Origin of the sequence: Allopseudospirillum japonicum (assembly GCF_900108915.1) — a bacterium.
In the GTDB taxonomy this organism is placed as follows: Bacteria; Pseudomonadota; Gammaproteobacteria; order Pseudomonadales; family Halomonadaceae; genus Pseudospirillum; species Pseudospirillum japonicum.
The window spans coordinates 21,987-44,587 of the sequence record NZ_FNYH01000014.1; the positions used below are offsets into that span (position 1 = coordinate 21,987).

14 protein-coding genes are annotated in these 22,601 nt (G+C 46.3%); 9 read left to right on the forward strand and 5 right to left on the reverse strand.

Annotated elements, in window-relative coordinates; genetic code table 11:
• Positions 1-75: 75 nt before the first annotated feature.
• The gene (locus BMX05_RS11105; protein ID WP_093311880.1) at positions 76-2,313 is read left to right on the forward strand and encodes a flagellin N-terminal helical domain-containing protein; all 2,238 of its coding nucleotides are present in this window, start codon (positions 76-78) and stop codon (positions 2,311-2,313) included.
• A gap of 273 nt (positions 2,314-2,586) precedes the next feature.
• On the forward strand, positions 2,587-4,806 hold the full coding sequence (locus BMX05_RS12915) for a flagellin N-terminal helical domain-containing protein (protein ID WP_093311883.1): 2,220 nt from the start codon (positions 2,587-2,589) through the stop codon (positions 4,804-4,806).
• Positions 4,807-4,923: 117 nt separating this feature from the next.
• Here the strand turns inward: BMX05_RS12915 and BMX05_RS11115 are convergent, their stop codons facing one another.
• The 4 genes from BMX05_RS11115 to BMX05_RS11130 all read right to left on the reverse strand — a co-directional run bounded on the left by BMX05_RS11115 (position 4,924) and on the right by BMX05_RS11130 (position 10,264).
• Positions 4,924-6,123 (reverse strand): DUF1513 domain-containing protein, encoded by a 1,200-nt coding sequence (locus BMX05_RS11115; protein WP_093311886.1) that lies wholly within the window; start codon positions 6,121-6,123, stop codon positions 4,924-4,926.
• A gap of 20 nt (positions 6,124-6,143) precedes the next feature.
• Positions 6,144-7,319 (reverse strand): imelysin family protein, encoded by a 1,176-nt coding sequence (locus tag BMX05_RS11120; RefSeq protein WP_177166890.1) that lies wholly within the window; start codon positions 7,317-7,319, stop codon positions 6,144-6,146.
• A gap of 21 nt (positions 7,320-7,340) precedes the next feature.
• Positions 7,341-8,813 carry a di-heme oxidoreductase family protein gene (locus BMX05_RS11125; RefSeq protein WP_245710711.1) on the reverse strand — a complete coding sequence of 491 codons (1,473 nt, stop codon included), beginning with the start codon at positions 8,811-8,813 and terminating at the stop codon, positions 7,341-7,343.
• 125 nt (positions 8,814-8,938) lie between these two features.
• Entirely contained in the window at positions 8,939-10,264 is a 1,326-nt protein-coding gene (locus tag BMX05_RS11130; protein WP_093311894.1) for an imelysin family protein, read from the reverse strand.
• 436 nt (positions 10,265-10,700) lie between these two features.
• Here BMX05_RS11130 and BMX05_RS11135 point away from each other — a divergent pair, with 436 nt between their 5' ends.
• The 3 genes from BMX05_RS11135 (at position 10,701) to BMX05_RS11145 (ending at position 13,798) form a co-directional block, all read left to right on the forward strand.
• Positions 10,701-11,732 carry a TRAP transporter substrate-binding protein gene (locus tag BMX05_RS11135; RefSeq protein ID WP_093311899.1) on the forward strand — a complete coding sequence of 344 codons (1,032 nt, stop codon included), beginning with the start codon at positions 10,701-10,703 and terminating at the stop codon, positions 11,730-11,732.
• A gap of 87 nt (positions 11,733-11,819) precedes the next feature.
• Positions 11,820-12,419 (forward strand): TRAP transporter small permease, encoded by a 600-nt coding sequence (locus tag BMX05_RS11140; protein ID WP_093311902.1) that lies wholly within the window; start codon positions 11,820-11,822, stop codon positions 12,417-12,419.
• A complete protein-coding gene (locus tag BMX05_RS11145; protein ID WP_093311907.1) occupies positions 12,416-13,798 on the forward strand; it encodes a TRAP transporter large permease in 1,383 nt (460 codons plus the stop codon). Before BMX05_RS11140 ends, BMX05_RS11145 begins: the two co-directional genes overlap by 4 nt.
• 88 nt (positions 13,799-13,886) lie before the next feature.
• Here the strand turns inward: BMX05_RS11145 and BMX05_RS11150 are convergent, their stop codons facing one another.
• Positions 13,887-16,073, reverse strand: a complete 2,187-nt coding sequence (locus BMX05_RS11150; RefSeq protein ID WP_093311910.1) for a bifunctional diguanylate cyclase/phosphodiesterase — start codon at positions 16,071-16,073, stop codon at positions 13,887-13,889.
• 144 nt (positions 16,074-16,217) lie between these two features.
• Between BMX05_RS11150 and uvrD the strand changes: the two genes are divergently transcribed.
• From uvrD to BMX05_RS11170, 4 genes are all read left to right on the forward strand, one after another.
• Positions 16,218-18,437, forward strand: coding sequence for a DNA helicase II (gene uvrD / locus BMX05_RS11155; protein ID WP_093311914.1), 2,220 nt, complete (start codon positions 16,218-16,220; stop codon positions 18,435-18,437).
• A gap of 480 nt (positions 18,438-18,917) precedes the next feature.
• Positions 18,918-19,982, forward strand: a complete 1,065-nt coding sequence (locus BMX05_RS11160) for a potassium channel family protein (protein ID WP_093311919.1) — start codon at positions 18,918-18,920, stop codon at positions 19,980-19,982.
• Positions 19,983-20,032: 50 nt separating this feature from the next.
• A complete protein-coding gene (locus BMX05_RS11165) occupies positions 20,033-20,809 on the forward strand; it encodes an NAD-binding protein (protein ID WP_177166891.1) in 777 nt (258 codons plus the stop codon).
• A 25-nt stretch (positions 20,810-20,834) separates the two neighbouring features.
• Entirely contained in the window at positions 20,835-22,379 is a 1,545-nt protein-coding gene (locus tag BMX05_RS11170) for a coiled-coil domain-containing protein (RefSeq protein WP_093311926.1), read from the forward strand.
• Positions 22,380-22,601: the final 222 nt, after the last annotated feature.

Consider the following 22,601-nt stretch of genomic DNA (forward strand, 5'->3'; position numbering starts at 1 on the left):
TGACATCTATTTTCCTAATGAATAAACCTGTACTTTTCTGTCGATCATGTTGCTGACATAAGGAAGAATCAGACCATGCCTCAAATTATCAATACCAATATGGCGTCTTTGATGGCGCAAAGAAATCTAAATAAAGCGCAACAAGCTAATGAAACCGCATTACAGCGTCTTTCCTCTGGTTTACGTATTAATAGCGCAAAAGACGATGCCGCTGGTTTGGCGATTTCAACCCGTTTTGATGCACAAATTCGCGGTACCAATATGGGGATTCGCAATGCCAATGACGGTATCTCTTTAGCACAAACAGCGGAAGGTGCTTTGGGTGCCGTCAATGATAACTTGCAACGCATGCGTGAATTAGCTGTGCAAGCAGCGAACGGTACTTTAAATGATACGGACCGTGCTGCCTTGCAGCAAGAAGTGTCTGCTCTAGTTAGTGAAGTGGATCGTACGGTACGGGATACCAATTTTAATGGCACTCAGTTACTGGATGGCTCTTTTGGTGGTGTGAATTTCCAGATTGGTGCGAATGCAGGTCAGACGGTGGGTGTTAGCATTGGTAATATGAGTACGAATGTACTTGGTGCTGCAGATACGGCGGGTGTCAGTGCTTACGGCAATAATTCGACCCTAGCAAAAGGTGATGTAGTAGTCAATGGGGCTGTGATTGGGCCTTCTTTTACTTCGGATGATAATGCCTCTTTTACGGACAAAGCTGCTTCAGCAATTGCTAAAGTGGCTGCATTTAATGCCCTAGCTGATAAAAGCGGTGTGATGGCTGAAGTCAATGTGAACCGTGTGGAAGGCTCACAAATGACAGCAGCAGGTGCCGCTGCAAGTGCCGTGCTGGCAGTCAATGGGATTCAAATCACCGTCGGTGTGAGTGGTCAAGATCTTAATTCTGATCGTGAAGCTGTGGTGGCCGCAATTAATGCCAAATCTGATCTGACAGGTGTCACTGCGATCAACACGGGGGATGATGCGACAGGTGTGGTATTGGAAGCCAAAGATGGGCGTAATATCAGCTTAGGTCTTGCAACAACCGCAGGGGGCGGCGGTGCGATTAATTCAGCAGCATCCGCTGCAGCTGCCTTAGGCCTCAATACAAATATGTTGGTAGATACGGCTGCTAATATTGCGGATGCAAACAATTATGGCACTGCCCATACCCACGCTGGGGGATATACTTTACGCTCCGTTGATGGCCGTGATATTGAGATCACCTCGGCCACCAACAATATTGATCATGCAGGCTTAGTAGAAGATACCTATGAAAAAGGGGTAGCTTCAGTTTCCAATACCCTCGCCAATAAAAGTGTAGGCAGCACGACTGGTTTAGCAGGTGCTTCTGCTGCCTTTGGTAATGTGAATAATCTACAAACGGGTGATTTAGTGATTAATCAAGTTGCTATCACCTCAAGCCGTGCGACGGATGATACTGCTTCAATTGCTGGTAATGCTGGTAGTGCGATTGCTTTAGCCGCTGCGATTAATCGTTCTTCGGAGCAAACAGGGGTTACTGCAGAAGTGGATGAAAATTTGATCCTAGGCGGCGTGATGGATCTTTCAGCGAGTGATGCGCAATATGCAGGGGATTTTGATTTGAATGGTGTCAATATCCAGTTTTCAGTGACTGCAGATACAGGCACACGACGTCAGGAAATTGTTACTAAAATCAATCAAGTTAGTGCACAAACTGGGGTAACTGCGATTGATACCGGTGAAGATAATAAAGGAATTCAACTTGTTGCAGCTGATGGACGCAATATTGTGCTTGATAATATTACTGCAAATAATGGGGGGATGACTTTAGGGGACTTACAAACTGCAACCGGGATTGGCTATACAGGCAATACCGCAGATACAGGTGTGATTCATAAAAGTACGGTGACTTTAACCGCAGCGCAAAATATAAGCATAGAAGCAGGTACTCAGGGTGCCGCTGGTTTAGCTCATGCTGGTTTTAAAGTAGGGACTTATGGTCAATCAGAAGGTGGCCAAGCGTTAAAAGATGTTGATATTTCCACCATTGCTGGGGCGAATCAAGCACTGGAAGCCATTGATAACGCTTTACATCGTGTTGCGGAAGTGCGTGGCGATCTGGGGGCTTTCCAAAACCGTATGGAATCGACGATTCGTACACAAGAAATTGCCTCAGAAAATTTGACGGCCTCTAACTCTCGTATCCGTGATGCAGACTTTGCTGCGGAAACTGCGGAACTGTCGCGCACCCAGGTACTCCAGCAGGCGGGTGTTTCTGTATTAGCCCAGGCAAACCAGCGCCCTCAGTCTGTATTGTCTTTATTAGGCTAAGGCTGGTTGGTATTTCACTAGGAATCGCTTGGATGGCCTGTGAGCCTTATTCTTGAAGTAGCAGGCCAGCCTTTCCTTGTGTGCTTTTGGGGACCAAGGAAAGCAAGCATAAAGGTGGATTTTGCAGTAAAGTTCGTTGGCTCTTCGCCGTTAACTCAAATACACCCAGTTTGATCTGGTGGCTATCTAACAAAGTTCGCTAAAGCTTGGTCACAAGACGCCGATACTTCAGAGTGTGAGTGTCCCAGCAAAAATAACTTAGGAGTTATTCTCATGGCTCAAGTCATTAATACCAATATGGCGTCCATCATGGCGCAGCGCAATCTGAACAATGCTCAGAAAGCCAACGAAACTGCCTTACAACGCCTCTCTTCTGGTATGCGTATTAACAGCGCCAAAGATGATGCCGCGGGTCTAGCGATTTCTACTCGCTTTGATGCGCAAATTCGCGGTACTAACATGGGTATCCGTAACGCAAACGATGGTATTTCTTTAGCACAAACTGCTGAAGGTGCCTTGGGTGCGGTAAATGATAACCTACAGCGTATGCGTGAGTTAGCGGTACAGGCAGCCAACGGTACTTTGAACGAAACTGACCGTGCAGCACTACAGCAAGAAGTTTCCTCCCTGGTCAGTGAAGTTGATCGTACGGTGCGTGACACCAACTTTAACGGTACCAAACTGCTTGACGGCTCTTTTGATGGTGTGAACTTCCAGATCGGTGCCAACTCAGGCCAAACTGTGGGTGTCACCGTCGGTAATATGAGCACTAATGTACTGGGTGCTGCAGAAAGTGCAGGTGCCAGTGCTTATGGCAATAATGTAAGCCTTGCGAAAGGGGATGCCGTGGTTAACGGCGTGGTGATTGGCCCATCTTTCCGTGAAGATGACAAGGCTTCTTTTGCCGATAAAGCCAACTCAGCAATTGCCAAAGCGGCTGCCTTTAATCTGCATTCAGATGAAACAGGTGTAAGAGCAGAAGTTGATGTCAACCGTGTGGAAGGCGGTAATATGGCAAATCGCACTACGGCCACAGCTGCAAGTGCGGCCATTGCGATTAATGGTGTGACTGTCACTATTGGTATCGGTGGCCAAGACGCTGAAGCAGATCGTGAATCTGTCGTGGCAGCAATTAACGCTAAATCGGATCTAACCGGTGTAGTTGCGATTAATACAGGCGATGATGCTACCGGCGTAATATTAGAAGCAGCGGATGGCCGTAATATTACTCTGGGTATTGCAACTGATGTGGGTACTATAAATTCAGGTGCGAGCGCAGCTACTGCTCTTGGCTTGAATCAAAATATGTTTGCAGGTGCAGCAGCCACTTTAGATAACTCAGCGTCTTACGCGACTGCCAATACCCATGTAGGTGGTTATACCCTGCGTTCTGTGGATGGCCGTGATATTGAGGTTAAATCTGCAACTAATAATATTGCCAACGCAGGCTTAGTTGAAGACACCTATGAAAAAGGCGTTTCTTCCGTTTCTAATACCCTTGCCAATAAAAGTGTAGGTGGTGCTAGCTTGCCCACCGCTTCTACTGCCTTTGGTACCTCTAACGACCTGCTAACGGGTGATTTGGTTATTAATAATACCTCCATTGCTGCGACCCGTGCGACCGACGATACAGCCTCTATCGCAGGCAATGCGGGCAGCGCGATTGCCTTAGCGGCGGCGATTAATCGCTCTAGTGAGCAAACAGGCGTGACTGCAGAAGTCGATGAAAATGTTATGCTTGGCGGTACGATGAGCCTTGCTACCGCTGGTGCTACTGCTGCTGGTTCCTTTAGCTTAAATGGTGTGCAGATCCAGTTTTCGCAAACGAGCGATACTGGTGTACGTCGCCAGGATGTGGTGGCTCAAATTAACCAAGTCAGCGCACAAACCGGCGTTACAGCGATCGATACCGGCGAAGATAGCAAAGGCATCCAGTTAGTCGCTGCAGATGGTCGTAATATTGTACTTGATGCTACTGGTACTACCGACATGGCAGGTTTACAGGCAGCTACAGGTATTGTGGGAAGTGCTACTGGCACCGATGTGGTTTCTATTACTAAAAGTACTGTGACCTTAAAAGCCGCCCAAGATATTACTGTGGAAGCTGGTACCAATGGTGCCGCTGGTTTGGCTAACTCTGCCTTTAAAGCTGGGACTTATGGCCAATCTGAAGGTGGTCAAGCACTGAAAGATATTGATATCTCCACAGTGGCGGGTGCTAACAAAGCCCTTGAAGCCATCGATAATGCCATTAGTTCAGTCGCGCAAGTGCGTGGTGATCTGGGTGCTTTCCAAAACCGTATGGAATCCACTATCCGTACTCAGGAAGTCTCTTCTGAGAACCTCACAGGTGCGAACTCTCGTATCCGTGATGCGGACTTTGCTTCTGAAACTGCGGAACTGTCACGTACTCAGGTACTTCAGCAGGCCGGTGTTTCTGTGTTGGCGCAGGCAAACCAGCGTCCTCAGTCTGTACTATCTCTACTTGGGTAATTAATCCCATTGACTGGGTTGCTTGCAGCCCAGTTCTAAAAACACTACCGGCTCCTTTAAGGGGCCGGTTTTTTTATGTGTATGTAATTGCCACGCAGAGTTTTGTGACGATCGGTATCAAACGCTTAAATGGTTATCCCATGACCAAGGGGCTTGTACCAGTGATTCCAAAGTTGCCGTTTGCGGATCCAACCACGCCAGCACCCCAGTACCAGAAGTGACTAAAAACCCAAAGCTTTGCTTTTGTGGATGCCAATAAGCACGCACGCCTGCGGCATCTTGCAAGGGCAATAAGGCATGGCAACGTCCCTGTGATAAATCCCATAGGCTCACTTGATGTCCACGCGGCGCAGTGGCACACCCCCAACGACTATCTGGGGTAATCGCAACACTGGCAATATAAGCCGCTAAGGCTTGCCATTGGGTGGCACTGGCTTGCAAGGCTGTTAAGGTACCGCTAGCTGCTTGATAATAAGCCAATAAAGGTGTATTCGCTGGCGGTGTGCCCTGATACTGATACCCCACCAAGATATCCCCATGCGCACTTTGATCAAGGTGACGCAAGCTTAATAAAGGGTCTTGTGGACGATACGCCGCCAGCACTTCCCCTGTATGGCGATTTAATTGCACCAAGGCCGAATCAATATGCGGTAGATTTAAAGCCACACGTCCATAATCTGGATGTGTGAGTAACCCGCCATTGGCAATCCACAAACTTTCCCCATCCACACTCAGTTTTAACTCGTGCGGACCTATACCCGCTGTTGGCCAGGCGCTGACACGCTGCCAAGTCTGTTCTGGTGCTTCAGGCACCTGATAACAGCTTAGCAATCCCTGTGCTTGTGCGTTGCCAAGTGCATCTTGGTGATAGGTATTTTCACAAGAGTATAAAAAACGCCCGTCTGCACTAAAGACCCCATGCCCATAAAAATGGCCTTGTTCAGGTGTCGTTAACGTCGTGACTAAGCTTTCTTGTTGCCAATCCCAAATGTAGGTCTGTGTCCCTGGACGTCGTGCTACAAACGCTGCCCAAGGACGTTGAGGATGCAAGGCCGCGCCATGCATCCGTGTTGGGCTGGCATACACGCGCGCTTGGGTTGGCAAGTGCGGCTGATTTTGTAATAAAAGACGCGTATCCATGGCTACTAGATAATGCTGTCCTTGTGCATCTGTCGCGGCACTTAATAAGGAAGCTTGCCAAGAAGCGCCTGGTGTCTCTGTCGTTAAATGCGCCCATAAAGGCGCACTCAAAGCACTGGTGGTCAAAGTTGCTAAACGCCCCAGCCAATAACGACGTTGTGGGTTAAAGTCTGCCATCTGATAACCTAAGCGCCTCCTTAATCCCCATCTTGTGCATTAAAGCCAATGACAACACCAAGCAGAGGATTCAGTTCTTGATTAATCATGCCTTCCAACTGGGTGAGTTGGTGAATGAAGGTTTCTAATGCTTGAATCCCCTGCGCATCTTCCGCTTTTAAAATTGCAAAAGCTGAATCTTGCGTCAGCGCTGCCAAACTTTGCTGAACTTGCTGCCAAGCCTGATCGATACGCTGGGCTAAAGGCGCTTGCCCTAAATCCACCACATATTGACGTAATCCATACCCTTGGTAGGTCTCAGGCAATAAGGTGGATACTTCTTGCGGCAAATTAAGTGCTTGATAATCACCAGACCAGACACCTGCTAAGGTATCAAGGCTGCTTTTGATCGCTTGCAAACTGGTTTGACTGCGCCAAAATTCTAATTGCCAAGGGCGCCTTTGCTGAGGCTCCCCCAAAGCGCGTCCTAATTTGCGCTCGCTGACCAGTTGCAAATACAAGTTCATATCGCGCACTAGGGTACTAATTGCGGCACTGGCACTAGGAAAATAGCCTTCACCCACGGCAGCTTGGCGGACTTGATAAGCCAAGCCCTCCTCTGCTTGCCACGCTTGATACATCTCTTGGCTCACGCGTGCTAAATTGGCACTGATCGCTTGCCCCAAAGCACACAGATTTTTTTGCCCCTGTGCCTTAGGATCAAATAGCAGATATTCCAAAGCGGGCAAGCCTTGCAACGCGATACTGGCTTGATAAACCGCTTGTGCATCAGGTGTTGGCTCAACGGCTAACCAAGCTTGGGTTTGCCGTCCAACCAAATCCTTTTTATCCGGCCAAAATTGCACCCGCCATGCGCGATTTTCTGCCGCCAAAGGGCCAAAAGTTAACCAGCGCACTTGTGCCCAGGCTTGCATACTCTGTTGCCATTGTTGGCGTAAAGAAGCGAAATCACTTTGAACACAGGCTTGCGGCCAAGCCTGTGCCAGCGCCGCACTGGATTGCGCAAATTGTTGATGGGCAGGCAATAATAAATTGACGCTGATATGTCCCAAAAATGCATCTTGATTGGCATGGGCTAAAGCGGCAAAGGTTTGCGCATCGAGTGCATCACTGGTTTGTGCATAAGCAGGCAAAGCAGCAAAACTTAGGGTGCTACTGAGACAAGCCACGGCGATTTTTTGACTTAATCGAGACAAGGTGTGATTCTCCATCTTGGCTTACAAAGAATTTAAAAAGGCCAAAATCGCTGCTCTATCTTGTGCGTCCAAGGCTTTAAAACCGGCTTGCGCACTGGCAGCTTCCCCGCCATGCCACAAAATAGCCTCGGTCAAATTGCGTGCGCGGCCATCATGTAAAAAATAGGTATGGCCGTTGACCACTTCGGTTAAGCCGATACCCCATAAAGGCGCGGTACGCCATTCCCGCCCATTGGCATGGAACTCTGCCCGCCCATCTGCTAAGCCGTCTCCCATATCATGTAAAAGCAAATCTGTGTAAGGCCAAATGTTTTGTGCCGATTGTTCTGGATGCTGCTCACTCGCGGCCGTTTGCCAATGGGGTGTATGACAACTTGCACAACCCAATTCATTAAATAACAGTTTGCCACGTAGAACTTGCGGATCTTCTGCATGACGACGCGCAGGCACAGCCAAATTACGGGCATAAAATTCGACGGCTTGGCTAATATGTGGCTCAACTTCTACCCCAGTGGTGGACTCTGGGCTGATGCCATTAGGCGCACGTTCACATGCTTGTGTGGGCATACAATCCGTATGGGGATGCAAATGCGTGGTCAAGCCCATATCTCCAGCAAAGGCACCAGAGTTTTGTTGCATCACCGTCGGCATACCTGCTTTCCAACCAAAACGCCCGAGCTCATGCGCTTGGGTTTGAATATCCCATACCCAATTGGCTTTTCCAGAAATACCATCTTGATTGGCATCCTCAGGATCGGCTTGCGCCACTATGGCCTCCGCAGGGATCATTTCTAACAGCCCCAGTCCTATCATAGGCGGCGCGACTCGTGGCGAAAGCTGAATATTCTCCGCAGGTGCACCATAGGCAGGATCAGCAATTTGATAATGAGGTTTTCTTAGCTCGACTTGGGTGCCATCAGCCAAGGTTTCCGTAAAATAGGTATACTCAATCTGCATACGCCCTTCAGGCTGAAATCCAGGCACCGCGAAATCTTGTAACTGAGTGCCATAAATCGGATCAGGAATCACGCCTTCGGTACCTTGCAAGCGTTGCGCTTCTTGCTCAGGGGTTGATGCCGGAATACTCAAACGCAAAAACATAGAGACTGCACTCGTATCGCCCGCTTCTGGTGGATGGCCGCGACCATCTTTAATATGGCAATTTTGGCAAGCGTTGGTGTTATATAAGGGGCCAAGACCATCACGTGCATCTGTGCTTGCAGGTGCAATGACCCAAGGGTTGCGGAAAAAACTATTGCCTACATTAAAATCCAGCTTACGCATCAAGCTCATATTGGCCGAGGGTAAAGAAAAGGCATTGCGGTCTGTCTTAAACACCGTGGCCTCACCACCGGCACGGACTTCACTGGGATCAAACTCAGCCAGCGGTCTTTGATCCGCATGGGCAGATGCAATCAGCAAACAGGTCGCGCTGAGGGCACCGAGCAAGGGGTAAATAATTTTTCTATTAAAAAGCATCATGTGTTGAGGCATCCTCGCCTCCTCCCTTTATAAAAGCTAACCAAAATATTTTTTGATCTATATCAAACGGTCTATAACGAAAAAAGCCGTATTGATGGCCCAATACGGCTTGTCACCTTCATTCGGGAAAATCCCTGTTAGAATTCATGATCTGCAGTATCTGGATTGAGGTTTGCAATCCCGAGTGCTTGGGCAGCATCTTGAATACTTTGGGTTTGCGTGACCAAAGCCAAAATGGCATCTTGAATCACACGTGCCCCTTCTTGATTACCGGGGCGAATCAACATATCAAATTTCACCGGAGAGCCTTCAGCTTCTGCTAAGGTCACCAAAGTCTGCAAACGTTTTTGCGTGGTTTCTAGTTGTGCCTGCAAGCGTGTATCCAAATCTGCATTTTTCTGCGCAACTAAGGCCGCTAAGCTTGGCCCTTGCACCCAAGTGCCATCCAAGCGCTGATAACGGCCTAGATAAACATTTTGAATACCTAAGCCATTGTAATAATGGGAATAATGGGTGTTATCACTGAAACAATCGTGTTCATCTTCAACCGAATTTGCTGTCAGTGCCACCTTCATACGCTCCCCAGCCAATTCCCCTAAAGACAAAGAGCCCATGCCGTAGAGCATCTTTTCTAGACCTTGCTGAGCAGGCGCTTGTGTCAGCTGCGCACGGTAATTATCCGCTTGATTGGGCTGCCATTGATCACGCATCCACGCCAAATCTTTAATTAATAACTCAGTGGCTGCCCGTAAATAAGCAACGCGGCGCTCACAGTGGCCACCGGTACAAGCATCATTGGTGACAAAATCTGTATAAGGACGCTCGCCAGCACCTTCGTTAAAGCCGTGTAAATCTTGACCCCAGAGTAAAAACTCAATCGCATGGTACCCAGTAGCGACATTGGCCTCCGAACCACCAATTTCATTAAGCTCAGCTAATAATTCTGGTGTAATGTGGGTCACATCCAGAGTTTGCGCGCCGACTTGAATACTTTGATTAGCAATAATATTGGCTAAGGCACCGCCATTACCTTGCTCGTGCGGGTAAGCATCTTGCTTGACATAATCAATCAAGCCTTCATCCAAGGGCCAAGCGTTTAATTGACCTTCCCATTCGTCAACAATCACATTGCCAAAGCGGAAAACTTCACTTTGCTGATAAGGAACACGTGCTTGTTTCCACGCTTGGCGTGCGGTTTCCAAGGTCGCTGCCGATGGTTGAGCAATCAGGGCTTCAACGGCATTTTGCAAAGCTTGTGCACTGGTTAAGGCATCTTGGAATACCGCTAAAGCTACCTCTGCATACTGATTGACCACAGCGTCTGCGGTGATTTGTGCGGCTTGTTGCACTTTCGCAGGTGCTTGGGTACTGGCATGTACTGAAATTGCTGGCAATCCTGTGCCTAAGGCCAGTGCACAACAAAAGGTTAAGGCTTTGGGGGGACTCGGTAACCAAGATTGCATTTTTCCAACTCTCCTTAGACAGGCTGCGAATATGCCCTAGGTGATATTTATTCTCTATCATAAATTTTTATGGGCAGCATTTGTATTCGCATATCATATTGATAATTCTTCTCAACTGCAAGTCCTAATCAGCCAGAGAGACCTTGTTCCTATTTCCACCCATTTCCCTCGGTTGGCTTGTGCGGAAATCCACACATTTAATCAAGCTGAGTCACAAAAATTCCCAGCAAGTACATTAATTACAGAAAATATTTTTATTTAAATGCTTTTTGTATCAAGAAGTTAATTTTTTCTGTGGCTAAAAATTTCAACTTGGCCCTAAGTTTGCGTTATAGACGTTTAGGTGAAACTCTCACACCTAAAATTCCTAAGTACAACAAATAAATGATAACAATTGATGACAGCCTGAGCCGATTCAGGACTAGGAGTTCAGACCATGCACCTCAAAGCATTTGCAAAAAAATCAACACGTTCAACCACTTTAGCAGCAGCGATCACCTTGGTAGCTGGGAGTTTGTTAACCAGTGCTGCCAATCTGTGGGCCGCCACCCCAATTACTGTTAAGTTTGCCCACGTGGTGGCAGAAAATACGCCAAAAGGCAAGGCAGCCTTGCGTTTTCAAGAGTTAATGCATGAGCGTTTAGGAGATAAAGTCAAAGTTGAGGTTTACCCAAATTCGCAACTTTTTGGCGATGATAAAGTGTTAGAAGCCATGTTACTTGGCGATGTACAGATCGCGGCGCCTTCGCTTTCTAAGTTCCAAAAATACACCAAGCAGTTGCAAATTTTTGATTTACCTTTCTTATTTAAAGATATGGCTGCGGTAGATCGTTTTCAGCAAGGGCCGGTGGGGCAAAAGTTGCTGACCTCATTAGAGCGTAAAGGCTTGATGGGGTTAGGCTATATCCACAATGGCATGAAGCATTTATCGGCGTATGACCCGATTCGCGTACCTGCAGATGCTGCGGGCAAAAAATTCCGTATCCAAACTTCGGATGTTTTAGCCGCCCAGTTTGAAGCCGTTGATGCGGTCCCTTTGAAAAAGCCTTTCTCTGAAGTGTTCACCTTGCTACAAACCCGTGCGATTGATGGTACAGAAAATCCCTGGACCAATATTTATTCAAAGAAATTCTTCGAAGTTCAGCCCTATATCACAGAAACTAACCACGGTTTACTGGATTACATGGTGGTGACCTCAGCGCGTTTCTGGAAAAAACTTCCAGATGAAGTCCGCACAGAAATGAAAAAAGCTATGGATGAAGCCATTGCCTATGGTAATCAAGTTGCACGCGAGCAAGAAGAAAAAGACCGTCAGTTAATTATTGATTCTGGCGTGACTCAAGTGATTAGCATTGGTGAACAAGAGCGGGCTTTATGGGTAGAAGCGATGCGCCCTGTTTGGAAAGAGTTTGAAAAAGAAATCGGTGCTGATGTCATTCAAGCAGCTTTAGACGCCAATCAACCTTAATTTAATAACCGTTTCTCTCCTGCTTAGCGCTGCCTACTTTGGGCAGCGCATTTTTTACCCTGCAGGTGCATTACGGGAGGAATCCTGATGGGATTACGTCTAATTCATCGTTTAGAAGAAAATATCCTCGCCATTTTATTAGTCTTTATGACGTTTCTAGTGTTTGCCGAAGTGGTGATGCGCTTTGTCTTTAACGCTGGGATTGCTTGGGCGCAAGAAGTCACCTTGTATACCGCTGCTTGGTTTGTCCTCTTTGGTGCCTCTTATGGGGTGAAAGTCGGTGCCCATATTGGGGTGGATGTGGTGGTCAAGCTCCTGCCTGCCCCTTTACGTCGTTGGGTCACCCTGACTGCTTTGGCCATTTGTCTTGTGTATTGTGCTTTGTTTTTATTGGGAGCTTACGACTATATCAGCCTCATGTATGACATAGGAATCGAGATGGAAGATGTCGCCTTACCTAAATGGGTGGCCTTAATGATCTTACCAATCGGTTTTATGCTGTTGGTTGTGCGCTTTCTGGAACTGGCTTGGAAGGTATGGCGCGGTGAAACAGAAGGCTTTCATCTAGCGGATGAAGGCGAAGAAAGCATGCAGCTCGCACAAGAACTAAAAGCAGAACAAGCTTCTGCAATCAGCCAAACAGTGGCTGCCGATGCAACAAAAGATGCTCAGGAGCCTAAATCATGACCATAGGCATACTTTTTTTATTACTCTTTGGCTGTATCTTTATGGGAATGCCGATTGCTTTTGCACTTGGCTTTTCCAGCGTGACCACGATTTTGCTATTTTCGGATGATTCTCTGGCCTCGATTGCGCTGAAATTATTTGAAGCCTTATCGCATCACTACACCTTATTAGCGATTCCGTTTTTTATCTTATCCTCTGCCTTTTTATCTACAGGTGGTGTGGCCAAACGTCTGATTAATTTTGCTGTAGATGCTATTGGTCATGTGCGCGGTGGCTTAGCTATGGCTTCCGTCGTGGCGTGTATGCTATTTGCCGCTGTTTCTGGCTCTTCACCTGCGACTGTGGCGGCGATTGGCTCCATCGTGATTGCGGGTATGGTGCGTTCTGGCTATCCAGAATCCTTTGCTGCTGGGGTCATCTCTAATGCGGGGACCTTGGGAATTTTAATCCCACCTTCGATTGTCATGCTGGTGTATTCCGCGGCAACTGAAGTTTCTGCTGCCAAAATGTTTATGGCCGGTTTGATCCCTGGGTTAATGATGGGTGGGATTTTGATGATTGCGATTTATATCGTCGCACGCATGAAAAACTTACCCGCACAACCTTTCCCAGGGGTTCGCCAAGTTTTGCGCTCAGGCAGTATTGCTATGGGCGGCTTAATGCTGATTATTATTGTTCTCGGCTCAATTTACGGCGGCATTGCCAGCCCAACCGAAGCCGCTGCAGTGGCCGCTTTATATGCTTGGTTGGTCGCTGTTTTTGGTTATCGGGATATGGGGCCGTTAAAAAATATCCCTTGGCGACATGCTCAAGAGCCTTTAGCACGCTGCCTTGGCCGTAATCTATGGCAAATTAGTTGGGCCTTCCCAAAATCTTTTTGGGATGAGGAAGTGCGCAAAGTGGTTTTGGATTCAGTCAAAGTTAGCTTAATGCTGCTGTTTATTATTGCTAATGCCATGCTCTTTGCACATGTACTGACCACAGAACGCATTCCGCACACGATTGCAGAAACCATTGTCAACTGGGGATTACCCGCTTGGGGCTTTTTGATCGTAATGAACCTGCTGCTGTTAGCCGCAGGGAACTTTATGGAGCCTTCGGCTATTTTGCTGATTATGGCGCCGATTTTATTCCCGATTGCCACTCAATTAGGTATAGATCCGATTCATTTAGGGATTATCATGGTGGTCAATATGGAGATTGGTATGTTAACACCACCGGTCGGTTTGAATCTTTTTGTGACCGCTGGGATTACAGGGCGTCCTATGACTTGGGTGATTAAAGCCGCCTTACCTTGGTTGAGCTTATTGTTACTCTTCCTCATTCTGATTACTTATATTCCAAGTATTTCCCTGTTTTTACCTAACCTCTTGGGTTAAACAAATCCGGCTTGCTAGGGCAATAGAGGGCCTCCTTATGGGGGGCCTTTTTTGCGCGCTGGATAAGCGCTTCCCCACCCTCACCTCATTAAGGTGCTAACGCTTGGGCACGGCTCTGCTGCCAATCTTGTAAGACTTGCACAAACTCAGTGGCCGGAACCGGCGGGCTAATGTAATAGCCTTGGGCAAAATCACAATGTAAACGTCGTAAAAAGGCAATTTGTGCAGCGGTTTCCACCCCTTCACCGACCACATGTAAACCCAAACCATGGCCAAGGGCTACAATCGCACGGGTTAAAGTCCCCGGTTGTTCATCACTGGTAATTTCTTGTAGAAAACAACGATCAATTTTAAGCACATCGACAGGAAAACGCTGTAAATACCCTAAGGAAGAGTAACCAGTACCAAAGTCATCAATCGCCAAGGTAATACCTAAATTGCGCAATCTGTGCATAATATCTCGGGTTGCGCTGGCATCTTCCATCAAGCAACTTTCGGTTAACTCCAGCTCTAACAGATGCGGTGGCGCTTGGGTTTCTGCGAGAATTTTTTGTACTAAATCCACCAGCTTGTCATTACGCAACTGATGCGCGGAAATATTGACCGCAACTTTAATTTCTAATCCTTGCGCACACCAAGCGGCAATTTGACAACAAGATTCATAGAGTACCTGCTCGCCTAATGCCCAAATCAGTCCGGTTTCCTCCGCTAGTGGCACAAAAATCCCTGGGGAAATCATGCCATCTTGCGGGTGTGGCCAACGCACTAAGGCTTCCGCTTGGGTAATCCGATTAAGACGCAAACACAGCTTAGGTTGGTAATATACTTGTAAGCTTGATCTTTGTAGGGCTTGGCGTAAATCTCTTTCCAAGCGCAAACGTTCTAAAGAACCATCCTGCATATCCTCGCTGTACAGCTGCACATTATCGCCACCAAGTTGCTTAGCACGATTACGTGCCATATCCGCTTGATTAATCAGAACTTGTAGCTCTCGGCTGTGATCAGGAAATAAGCTCACGCCAATACTGGCTGACATTAAAAGTTCATGGCCAAGCAAAATAAAGGGGCGCTTTAATTGCTCGATAATCCGCTGACCAACAGATAAAACCGCGTCATAATGACGGCAGTTTTTAAGGACAAGTACAAATTCATCGCCACCTAAACGCGCTATGGTATCTGCATCCCGCACGCAGGCACTGATACGCTGCGCGGTTTCCTTTAATAAGGCATCGCCGACCTCGTGGCCTAGGGTATTATTAATGGCTTTAAAACGATCTAAATCTACATGTAATAAAGCCACTTTTTGATTGTAAATCCGTGCATGATTTAAGCTGACATGCAAACGATCACGGAATTGGTTACGGTTGGCTAATCCAGTGAGGGAATCATAATTGGCTAAATAAGTGAGGCGTTCTTCTGCTTGGCGTCTTTGGGTTAAATCAGAGAACATCCCGATATAGTGATATTCGTTTGTATAAGTCGAGGGTACGGCATACACCTTTAACCATTGGGGATAGACTTCCCCGGATTTTCGCTGTTCTTCTAGCTCACCTTCCCAATGGCCACGTTCACGTAAGGTTTGCCCAATTTGTCGGTAATGTTCGACAAGGTCAGAAGTCACATGCTGATAAATTTCTAAAAAACGTCGGTTTAATACCTCTGCCTTACTAAAGCCACTGATACGTGTAAAAGCCGCATTAACAAAAATAATGCGGTATGCATGATCTAAAATAAAAATGGCTTCCGTGGAGACATCAAAAACCCGCCAAGCTAAACGCAAGCGTTCGTGTCTTTCTTGCTCATCACTAATATCACGACGGGTTCCCAGCATACGTAATGCGCGTCCGGTGTCTGGCTCCCGTTCCACGACACGGCCGTTATCTTCAATCCAACGCCAAGCACCACTTTTATGCTGAATCCGAAAACGGCACCGGAATTGATCTGTATAGCCTTTGAGGTTATCCACCAAGGCGCGTCTTAATTTGGGGTAATCTTCCGAATGCACAAAGGGCTGCAAATTCCCCATAAAATGCGGTACTTCGTCTTCTTGATAGCCAAAAATTTGCTCAAAATGTGAATGATAAATGGCATCGGATTGTAAATCCCATTCCCATAACCCCAAATTGCTTGCCTCAACCGCGCGTGCAAAACGTTCCCTTTGATGAGTGAGCGCATCAATTTCACGCTGTGCTTGTACCAGTTGGGATTTTAAACGCCCTGAAACCTGATGTTGTCTTACTTTGCGTCGATACGACGTCCTGTCTTTTTTGGCCATAGCTTCATGTTCCCGCAGTCATCCAATTAGAATTCTTGTTATTATTTAATGCAACTCAGTGTACCTGATGCGTATCTTTTGTGCATAGTTTCCGCTGGTGATGCCCATAGACCAAATTTCTAATCACATCTTCTTGAGAGAATTATGACGCTTTCTTCTACCTCTGATCTTCTAGTCGATCTCAACCCACAGCAAGAAGCTGCGGTTACCTCAAATAGCCCTTATTTATTAGTGCTTGCCGGCGCAGGTTCAGGCAAAACGCGTGTGTTAGTGCAGCGTATCGCGTATTTATTACAGCAACAATCGGCCTATCCTTGGCAACTACTTGCAGTCACTTTTACCAATAAAGCCGCACGTGAAATGCGCGAGCGTTTGCAAGCGGTCGGCATCGCCGAGGCAGATACGGTTTGGATGGGTACTTTTCACGGTATTGCGCATCGAATATTGCGCCGCCATGCGCATGTATTGGGTTTAGAAGAGAGTTTCCAGATTCTGGATGCAGATGATCAATTAAGGATCATTAAGCGCTTATTTAAAGATCATCAAATCGATGATGAAGCCATCTCACCACGCCAAGTGCAACATTTTATTAATCAACAAAAGGAAGAAGGTTGCCGTGCTGCTTATGTATTGGCTGTCACCCAAGAACAAAAACAATATGCAGAAATTTATGCTTTGTATGAACAAGCCTGTCGGCGTAAATCCTTAGTAGATTTTGCCGAACTTTTACTCGCTGTACATGAGCTTTTACGTGATCATTCCGATATTTTGGCGCATTATCAGCAAAGATTCCGTCATATTCTGGTCGACGAATTTCAAGATACCAATACTTTGCAATATGCTTGGCTACGTTTGCTTGCTGGGCAAGATGCTAAACTCACCGTGGTTGGTGATGATGATCAATCCATCTATGGCTGGCGCGGGGCACGAATTGAAAATATCCACGCCTTTAGTGAAGATTTTCGTCCCTGTGAAGTCTTGCGTTTGGAGCAAAATTACCGCTCTAGCGGCCATATTTTAGCCGCCGCCAATGCCTTGATTGCGCATAATCCACAACGTTTAGGCAAACAACTCTGGACCCAAGGTGCGCAAGGGCAAGCCATTCAAGTGTATGCTAGCTTGGATGAGCAAGACGAGGCGACTTTTATCGTCAATCAAATCCGCAAATTACGCCAAGCGGCAGACTTCACTTATACCCAAGTTGGGGTGTTATATCGTTCGAATGCGCAATCGCGTGCTTTAGAAGAAGCCTTACGGCGTGCGCGCTTGCCTTATCGTATTTTTGGTGGTCAGCGTTTTTACGAACGCTTAGAAATTAAAAATGCTTTGGCTTACTTACGTGTGTTAGTGCATCCACAAGATGATGCTGCGTTAGAACGCATTATTAATGTGCCCGCGCGTGGGATTGGTAGCCGTACGCTTGAGCGTCTGCGTCAGTATGCCTTACAAGAAGGCATCGCCTTGTGGGATGCCGCACAAGCCTTATGTACCCAAGGCCTGTTCACAGGGACAACTCGTGCCAAAGTGCTCGCGTTTCTGCACCTAATTGAACATTTACAAGCGCAGATTCAACCCCTAGCCCTGCATGAGATTATCCAAGAAGTGCTGAACACCAGTGGCCTGCTTGAACATCACGCCTTAGAAAAGGGAGAACAAGGACGTACTCGGGTAGAAAACCTGCAAGAGCTCATCTCAGCGGTACGGACGTATCAGCCGATGCAAACCGAGGCCATAGAAACTGGAGAAGATACCCAAAATGCAGGTAGGCAAGTACTCGCAAGCTTTCTTGCGGATGCAGCTTTAGATGCCGGTGAACATCAAGCTGCAGAACACCAAGAAGCGGTACAATTAATGACCTTGCATGCGGCCAAAGGCCTAGAATTTCCTTATGTTTTTATTGCTGGGGTGGAGGAAAATTTATTTCCTCACGCACGCTCAACACACGAGCCGCAAGAACTAGAGGAAGAAAGACGCCTCATGTATGTAGGGATTACCCGGGCAATGCGTACTCTCTACCTGACATATGCACGTAGCCGGCGTATTTTTGGTCGTGAGGAGCGCCATCTACCTTCGCGCTTTTTGCGCGAGATTCCAAGCCAACATCTGCAGGAAATCAATACGTTTCCAGAAAAACGGCCAGCACCAGCCCATCAAGCGCCTAGAAAATCTAGCGTCCAACAAACGCAAGTAGCGCACCAAGCCCTTAATTTACAGCTGGGGCAAAGAGTGAAACATCCATTATTAGGCGAGGGCATTTTAATGGCGTGCGAGGGTTATGGTGAACGCGCGAAAGTCCAAGTGCGCTTTGCAGAAGGCGGTGATAAGTGGTTGATTTTAGGCATGGCAAAATTAGAAGTGCTTTAATTCATTATACAAGATTGGGCTGTTAAACAGCCCAAGTTCTGTGACAACTCACCTTATCATTGAATTTTTATATATCAAAAAACGACAACTTATTTACTTGTCTCCTTCCCTTATTTTTATACAAGTCTTTTATTGATATATTAGAATATACATTCTGTGTACCATTTTATATCCTCACTTTTGCACTTTAAAATCCTCAATTTATTGTATCTTTATGTAAGTATTGCAATATTTTGTTAATAGTGATGACAGTTAACTCTATACTGTGTTTAATAACGACCTTACCTTGAGCTTGATTTGCTTTTAGGTAACTAAACTTGACCAAGTAAACATGATAATAAAAAGCATCTTTCTGCACTAAAAAGGCATTTTGTTAGCGCACTTATTTGTTGTAGAAGCTCGTGGTCATTTGATCTTAAATATAGTTTGCTGTCAGCCTGTTGCACTTAAAGTGCATTGACTCAGATAAAAGGAGGTTCTATGAATTATACTAAAATATTTAAAAACCTTGGCTTTGCAGTTGCGGGGTTAGCAATTTACCTCGGACTGCTATCTACCTTAATTCACTTTGAAAAACAAGCCGAATCCCCCAGTATTAATACCTTAAGTGATGCCGTCTGGTATTCTATAGTGACTATGACCACTGTCGGTTATGGGGATATGTCGCCACAAACTGAGCTAGGTAAAATTATTGGTTATATTTTTATCTTTGCCAGTATGGGGGTGTTAGGTTTTCTTATTGGACGCATTAGTAGCTTTATTAATGAGATCCATGAAAATCGTCGCCTAGGTTATAACGGCACTAAGTTTATGAATCATGTTGTCATTATTGGTTGGGATCGTTTTGCACAAAATGTTGTTGACCAATTAGTGGCTTCTGATATTAAAGTGGCTGTCATTATGGATCAGCGCGCCCAATTAGAGCTAATTTCAGAAAACTATGATCGTGAACAAGTGTATTTCTTACTTGCAGATCATCATAATTTTGAACTAGCACGTAAAGCCCATATTGAGGCCGCGAGTATTGTCTTTGTCAACCTTGAAGATGATACAGAAAAACTCGTTTATTTAATGAATAGCCAGCAGTTTTATTATCGTGATTTAAAATATGGTGTGGTTGTTAATGATGATGAACTCATCCCTGCGTTTGAAGCTGCCGGCGCGGATATTGTGCTCTCCCGTGATGAATTTGATGCCAAGCTCACAGCGAGTTTTATTTTTGAGCAAGAAGTCGGCAAATATACAGAAAAAATGATTTCAGGCTCGAAAAAAGAGGATGATTTTGAAATCCAGCAATACAGAGTGATTAGCCAAAACCGCTTTAGAGATAAGCTGTATTCAGAAGCTTTTTTTGATATTAAAAAGCAATTGGATGCAGTCCTAATCGGCTTAGCGACCACGATTGAAGGGGAGCGTGTTGTTTTAAGTAATCCAGATGATCCTAATTTAAGAATCTCCGAAGGGGACTACTTGATTTTGATTGCGTCAGGTCAAGTTTCCAAAAAGCTACAAAGGTCTTTTGGAGTGAATGAAGGTTCGCTCTAAGTAGGATCTATTGACATTCTGAAATTTCTTTTTACCTAGGGGACATGCTGATGTCGTCAATACTACCGAACTTTAAGAACTTTATCGTAATTGTGGGTTGGGATAAGTTTGCTGATTTAGTCACAGAACAACTTGCCAATACCCAAAGACAAGCGATTGCTTTAGTCGATGATCAGAAAATTGCTGATCGGGTCAATTCCACTTATGACAATCAAAAAGTTGTCGCCATTAAGATGGATTATTTTAATATTGAGAAGCTGAAAAAACTGCCTTTAGATCGTGCTTTTGGCATTTATGTCAATCTAGCAACGGATCGAGACCGCTTAATGTATGTGTTTCAATTACGCAAACATTTCCCTGAACTTGCCATTATTACCCCAGTGGTTAACCAGAAGCTTAAAGAAAGCTTTGCCGTGATTCCGAATATTTTCCCTTTATCTCGGGATGCAATTAGCGCGAAAATTTTTGCAAGCCATTTATTTAAGCAGGATGTCGCAACTTATCTCAATGAGCTTTTATCTCCGGCCACTTGTGATAAAGATCACAAATTACGCCAATATAAAATTTTAGCTGATAACCCCTTATGTAATGAGATGTATGGGGATGCCTTTATTAAGGTTAAACAGGATTACAACGCAGTTTTAGTCGGGATTTCTAAACGCACCGCGGAAGGTAAATACGAATTACGCAAAAATCCTACCGATGAAACCTTGGTGCAAAAAAATGATTACTTAATCATTTTAGTGAATGAGAAATCAGCACAAGCGTTAGAGCAAGCTTTTGGGATAGTGACAGAGACCCCCAATGACGACTCAGCGCCTTTGTAATCCCCCTCTCAAGACAGATGATAATATGAATAAGACCATAAACTCCCATCAGCCGCGAACGGCACGGCGTGCCCTGTTAGGGGTGGCCTTGAGTCTCGTGTTGGCACAAGGTGCGCTTATGCCCACCAGCTTTGCCAATCCTGTTGATCTTTCCTTGCAGGCCAAAAGTTTACAGCAAGGCTTGCATCAGTTGAGCAATCAAGACTTGCTCACGCAAGCGAGTCAAAGTTATCAGCAAGCCTTAGCACAATTTAATGCTGAACGTCGCCTGTTGCTTCAGCACCAAAGCTTATATCAGCAAACACAAGCGGCGAATGCGGATTGGCAGATGCCGGAACCTCTAGCACCCACAGGGTTAGAGGTTGACGAGGCTGTGCTAACGCGTGCAGAAGCCCATATTCAAAGCTATCAAGCGCGTGAACAAAGCTTGCTACAAGAACGCACTATCTTAGAAAATTATTTGCGCCAATATGATGCGAGCTTGCAAGCCACTGAGCACTTTTTAGCGACTTTGCAAGAGTTACAAGTGGCTATCCTTGAGCTCAGCCTACGTATTCAAGATGGCAGCTTGCAGCCTGGACAGCGCCCCTTGTATCTAACGCAAGCGGCGATCACACAGCGCGCACGCACGCTAGAAACCGAGCAGGCGGCTTTACAGGAAAGACAGGCACAATCTCGCCAGCAGCTACAAAACCTGCAGCAAAACCTAGAAACCATCCAAGCGAGCCTTGCGAGTACGCAAACCCAACTCACACAGATGCGCAACCAGTTGGAGGAACAAAACCGCCAACATGCCCTGCAAGAGAATTACCGCAAGCAAGATAATCAAGCCCTTGCAGAGAGCTTTGCCCAGTTAGAAGATGAGCGCGTTTTTTTACAGGGTGATTTCCAGTTATTACTTTTGCGCTTTAATCAAGGGTATGAGCAGCTGACCCCTTTAGCACAAGCCTTGGAAGCACCAGTAGACACTATCGAAGCACCTGGCACTGGGCTTGGTGTTGCTGAGCTGGAAACCCAGATTGCCGCCTTGCAAACCCAAATAGAGGCGCTGGAGCAGCGTTTGCAAGAATTGCAGCCTTATCAGCAGCAGCAAGAAAAGTTTGTTGAGCAAGGGGAAGCCTTTAAGGTAAGTGCAAGCTTTTTACAAAAGCAACTGGCGCAGATGCAGATGCTAATTCGTATTGCCGCTGAGCGTCAGTTACCCTTAGCACAAGAGCTGGATCAAGCGACCTTAGAAGATCAACGTGCCCGCATTGACCAGCAGGTACAAGAGGCGAACGCTAAGTTAGAGGTTGCCCAAACCCAAGTGTTAGCCCTGAAAACTCGTCTTGAAGAAATCAAGTCTGCACACCAGCAAGCCAACCAACTTTTGGCAGATTTGCAACAAAGTTTGGCATCATCCAAACAGGCGCAACAGTGGGAGCAAGAAGTTCTCAGCCTAGATAGCCAAGCCCTCATTGATCACTTTGTGAAAGGGGTGCAAGCTGTTGGCGATCAGCAAGCCGCTTTGCAAGCGCAGCAGCAGGATGTAACCCAAGCACAAGCGGATATTCGCGCGCTCATTGATTAAACCGCAAGCTTAAGTGATCCTTTAATCAAACGTCCTCATCCGCAAGTCCAGCAGGAAGCGCAAAGAATCCAGCGCCAGCTTTATGAACTTGCTGGTTTAAAACTGGAAGAGGCAAAGACCAGTGATACCACATCTGAAGCGCCAGCGAGCACTCAGCTCCCGCAATTTTCTGGTGATCTGCAAGGGTTACAAGACTATCAAAGCCTAGCGGCCAGCCGTCAG

Bases quoted from the DNA above. Each gene is read 5' to 3' on its own strand.
- BMX05_RS11105 (WP_093311880.1), top strand. From the start codon at position 76: ATGCCTCAAATTATCAATACCAATATGGCGTCTTTGATGGCGCAAAGA.
- BMX05_RS12915 (WP_093311883.1), top strand. From the start codon at position 2,587: ATGGCTCAAGTCATTAATACCAATATGGCGTCCATCATGGCGCAGCGC.
- BMX05_RS11115 (WP_093311886.1), bottom strand. From the start codon at position 6,123: ATGGCAGACTTTAACCCACAACGTCGTTATTGGCTGGGGCGTTTAGCA.
- BMX05_RS11125 (WP_245710711.1), bottom strand. From the start codon at position 8,813: ATGCCTCAACACATGATGCTTTTTAATAGAAAAATTATTTACCCCTTG.
- BMX05_RS11130 (WP_093311894.1), bottom strand. From the start codon at position 10,264: ATGCAATCTTGGTTACCGAGTCCCCCCAAAGCCTTAACCTTTTGTTGT.
- BMX05_RS11135 (WP_093311899.1), top strand. From the start codon at position 10,701: ATGCACCTCAAAGCATTTGCAAAAAAATCAACACGTTCAACCACTTTA.
- BMX05_RS11140 (WP_093311902.1), top strand. From the start codon at position 11,820: ATGGGATTACGTCTAATTCATCGTTTAGAAGAAAATATCCTCGCCATT.
- BMX05_RS11145 (WP_093311907.1), top strand. From the start codon at position 12,416: ATGACCATAGGCATACTTTTTTTATTACTCTTTGGCTGTATCTTTATG.
- BMX05_RS11150 (WP_093311910.1), bottom strand. From the start codon at position 16,073: ATGGCCAAAAAAGACAGGACGTCGTATCGACGCAAAGTAAGACAACAT.
- uvrD (WP_093311914.1), top strand. From the start codon at position 16,218: ATGACGCTTTCTTCTACCTCTGATCTTCTAGTCGATCTCAACCCACAG.
- BMX05_RS11160 (WP_093311919.1), top strand. From the start codon at position 18,918: ATGAATTATACTAAAATATTTAAAAACCTTGGCTTTGCAGTTGCGGGG.
- BMX05_RS11165 (WP_177166891.1), top strand. From the start codon at position 20,033: ATGTCGTCAATACTACCGAACTTTAAGAACTTTATCGTAATTGTGGGT.
- BMX05_RS11170 (WP_093311926.1), top strand. From the start codon at position 20,835: ATGAATAAGACCATAAACTCCCATCAGCCGCGAACGGCACGGCGTGCC.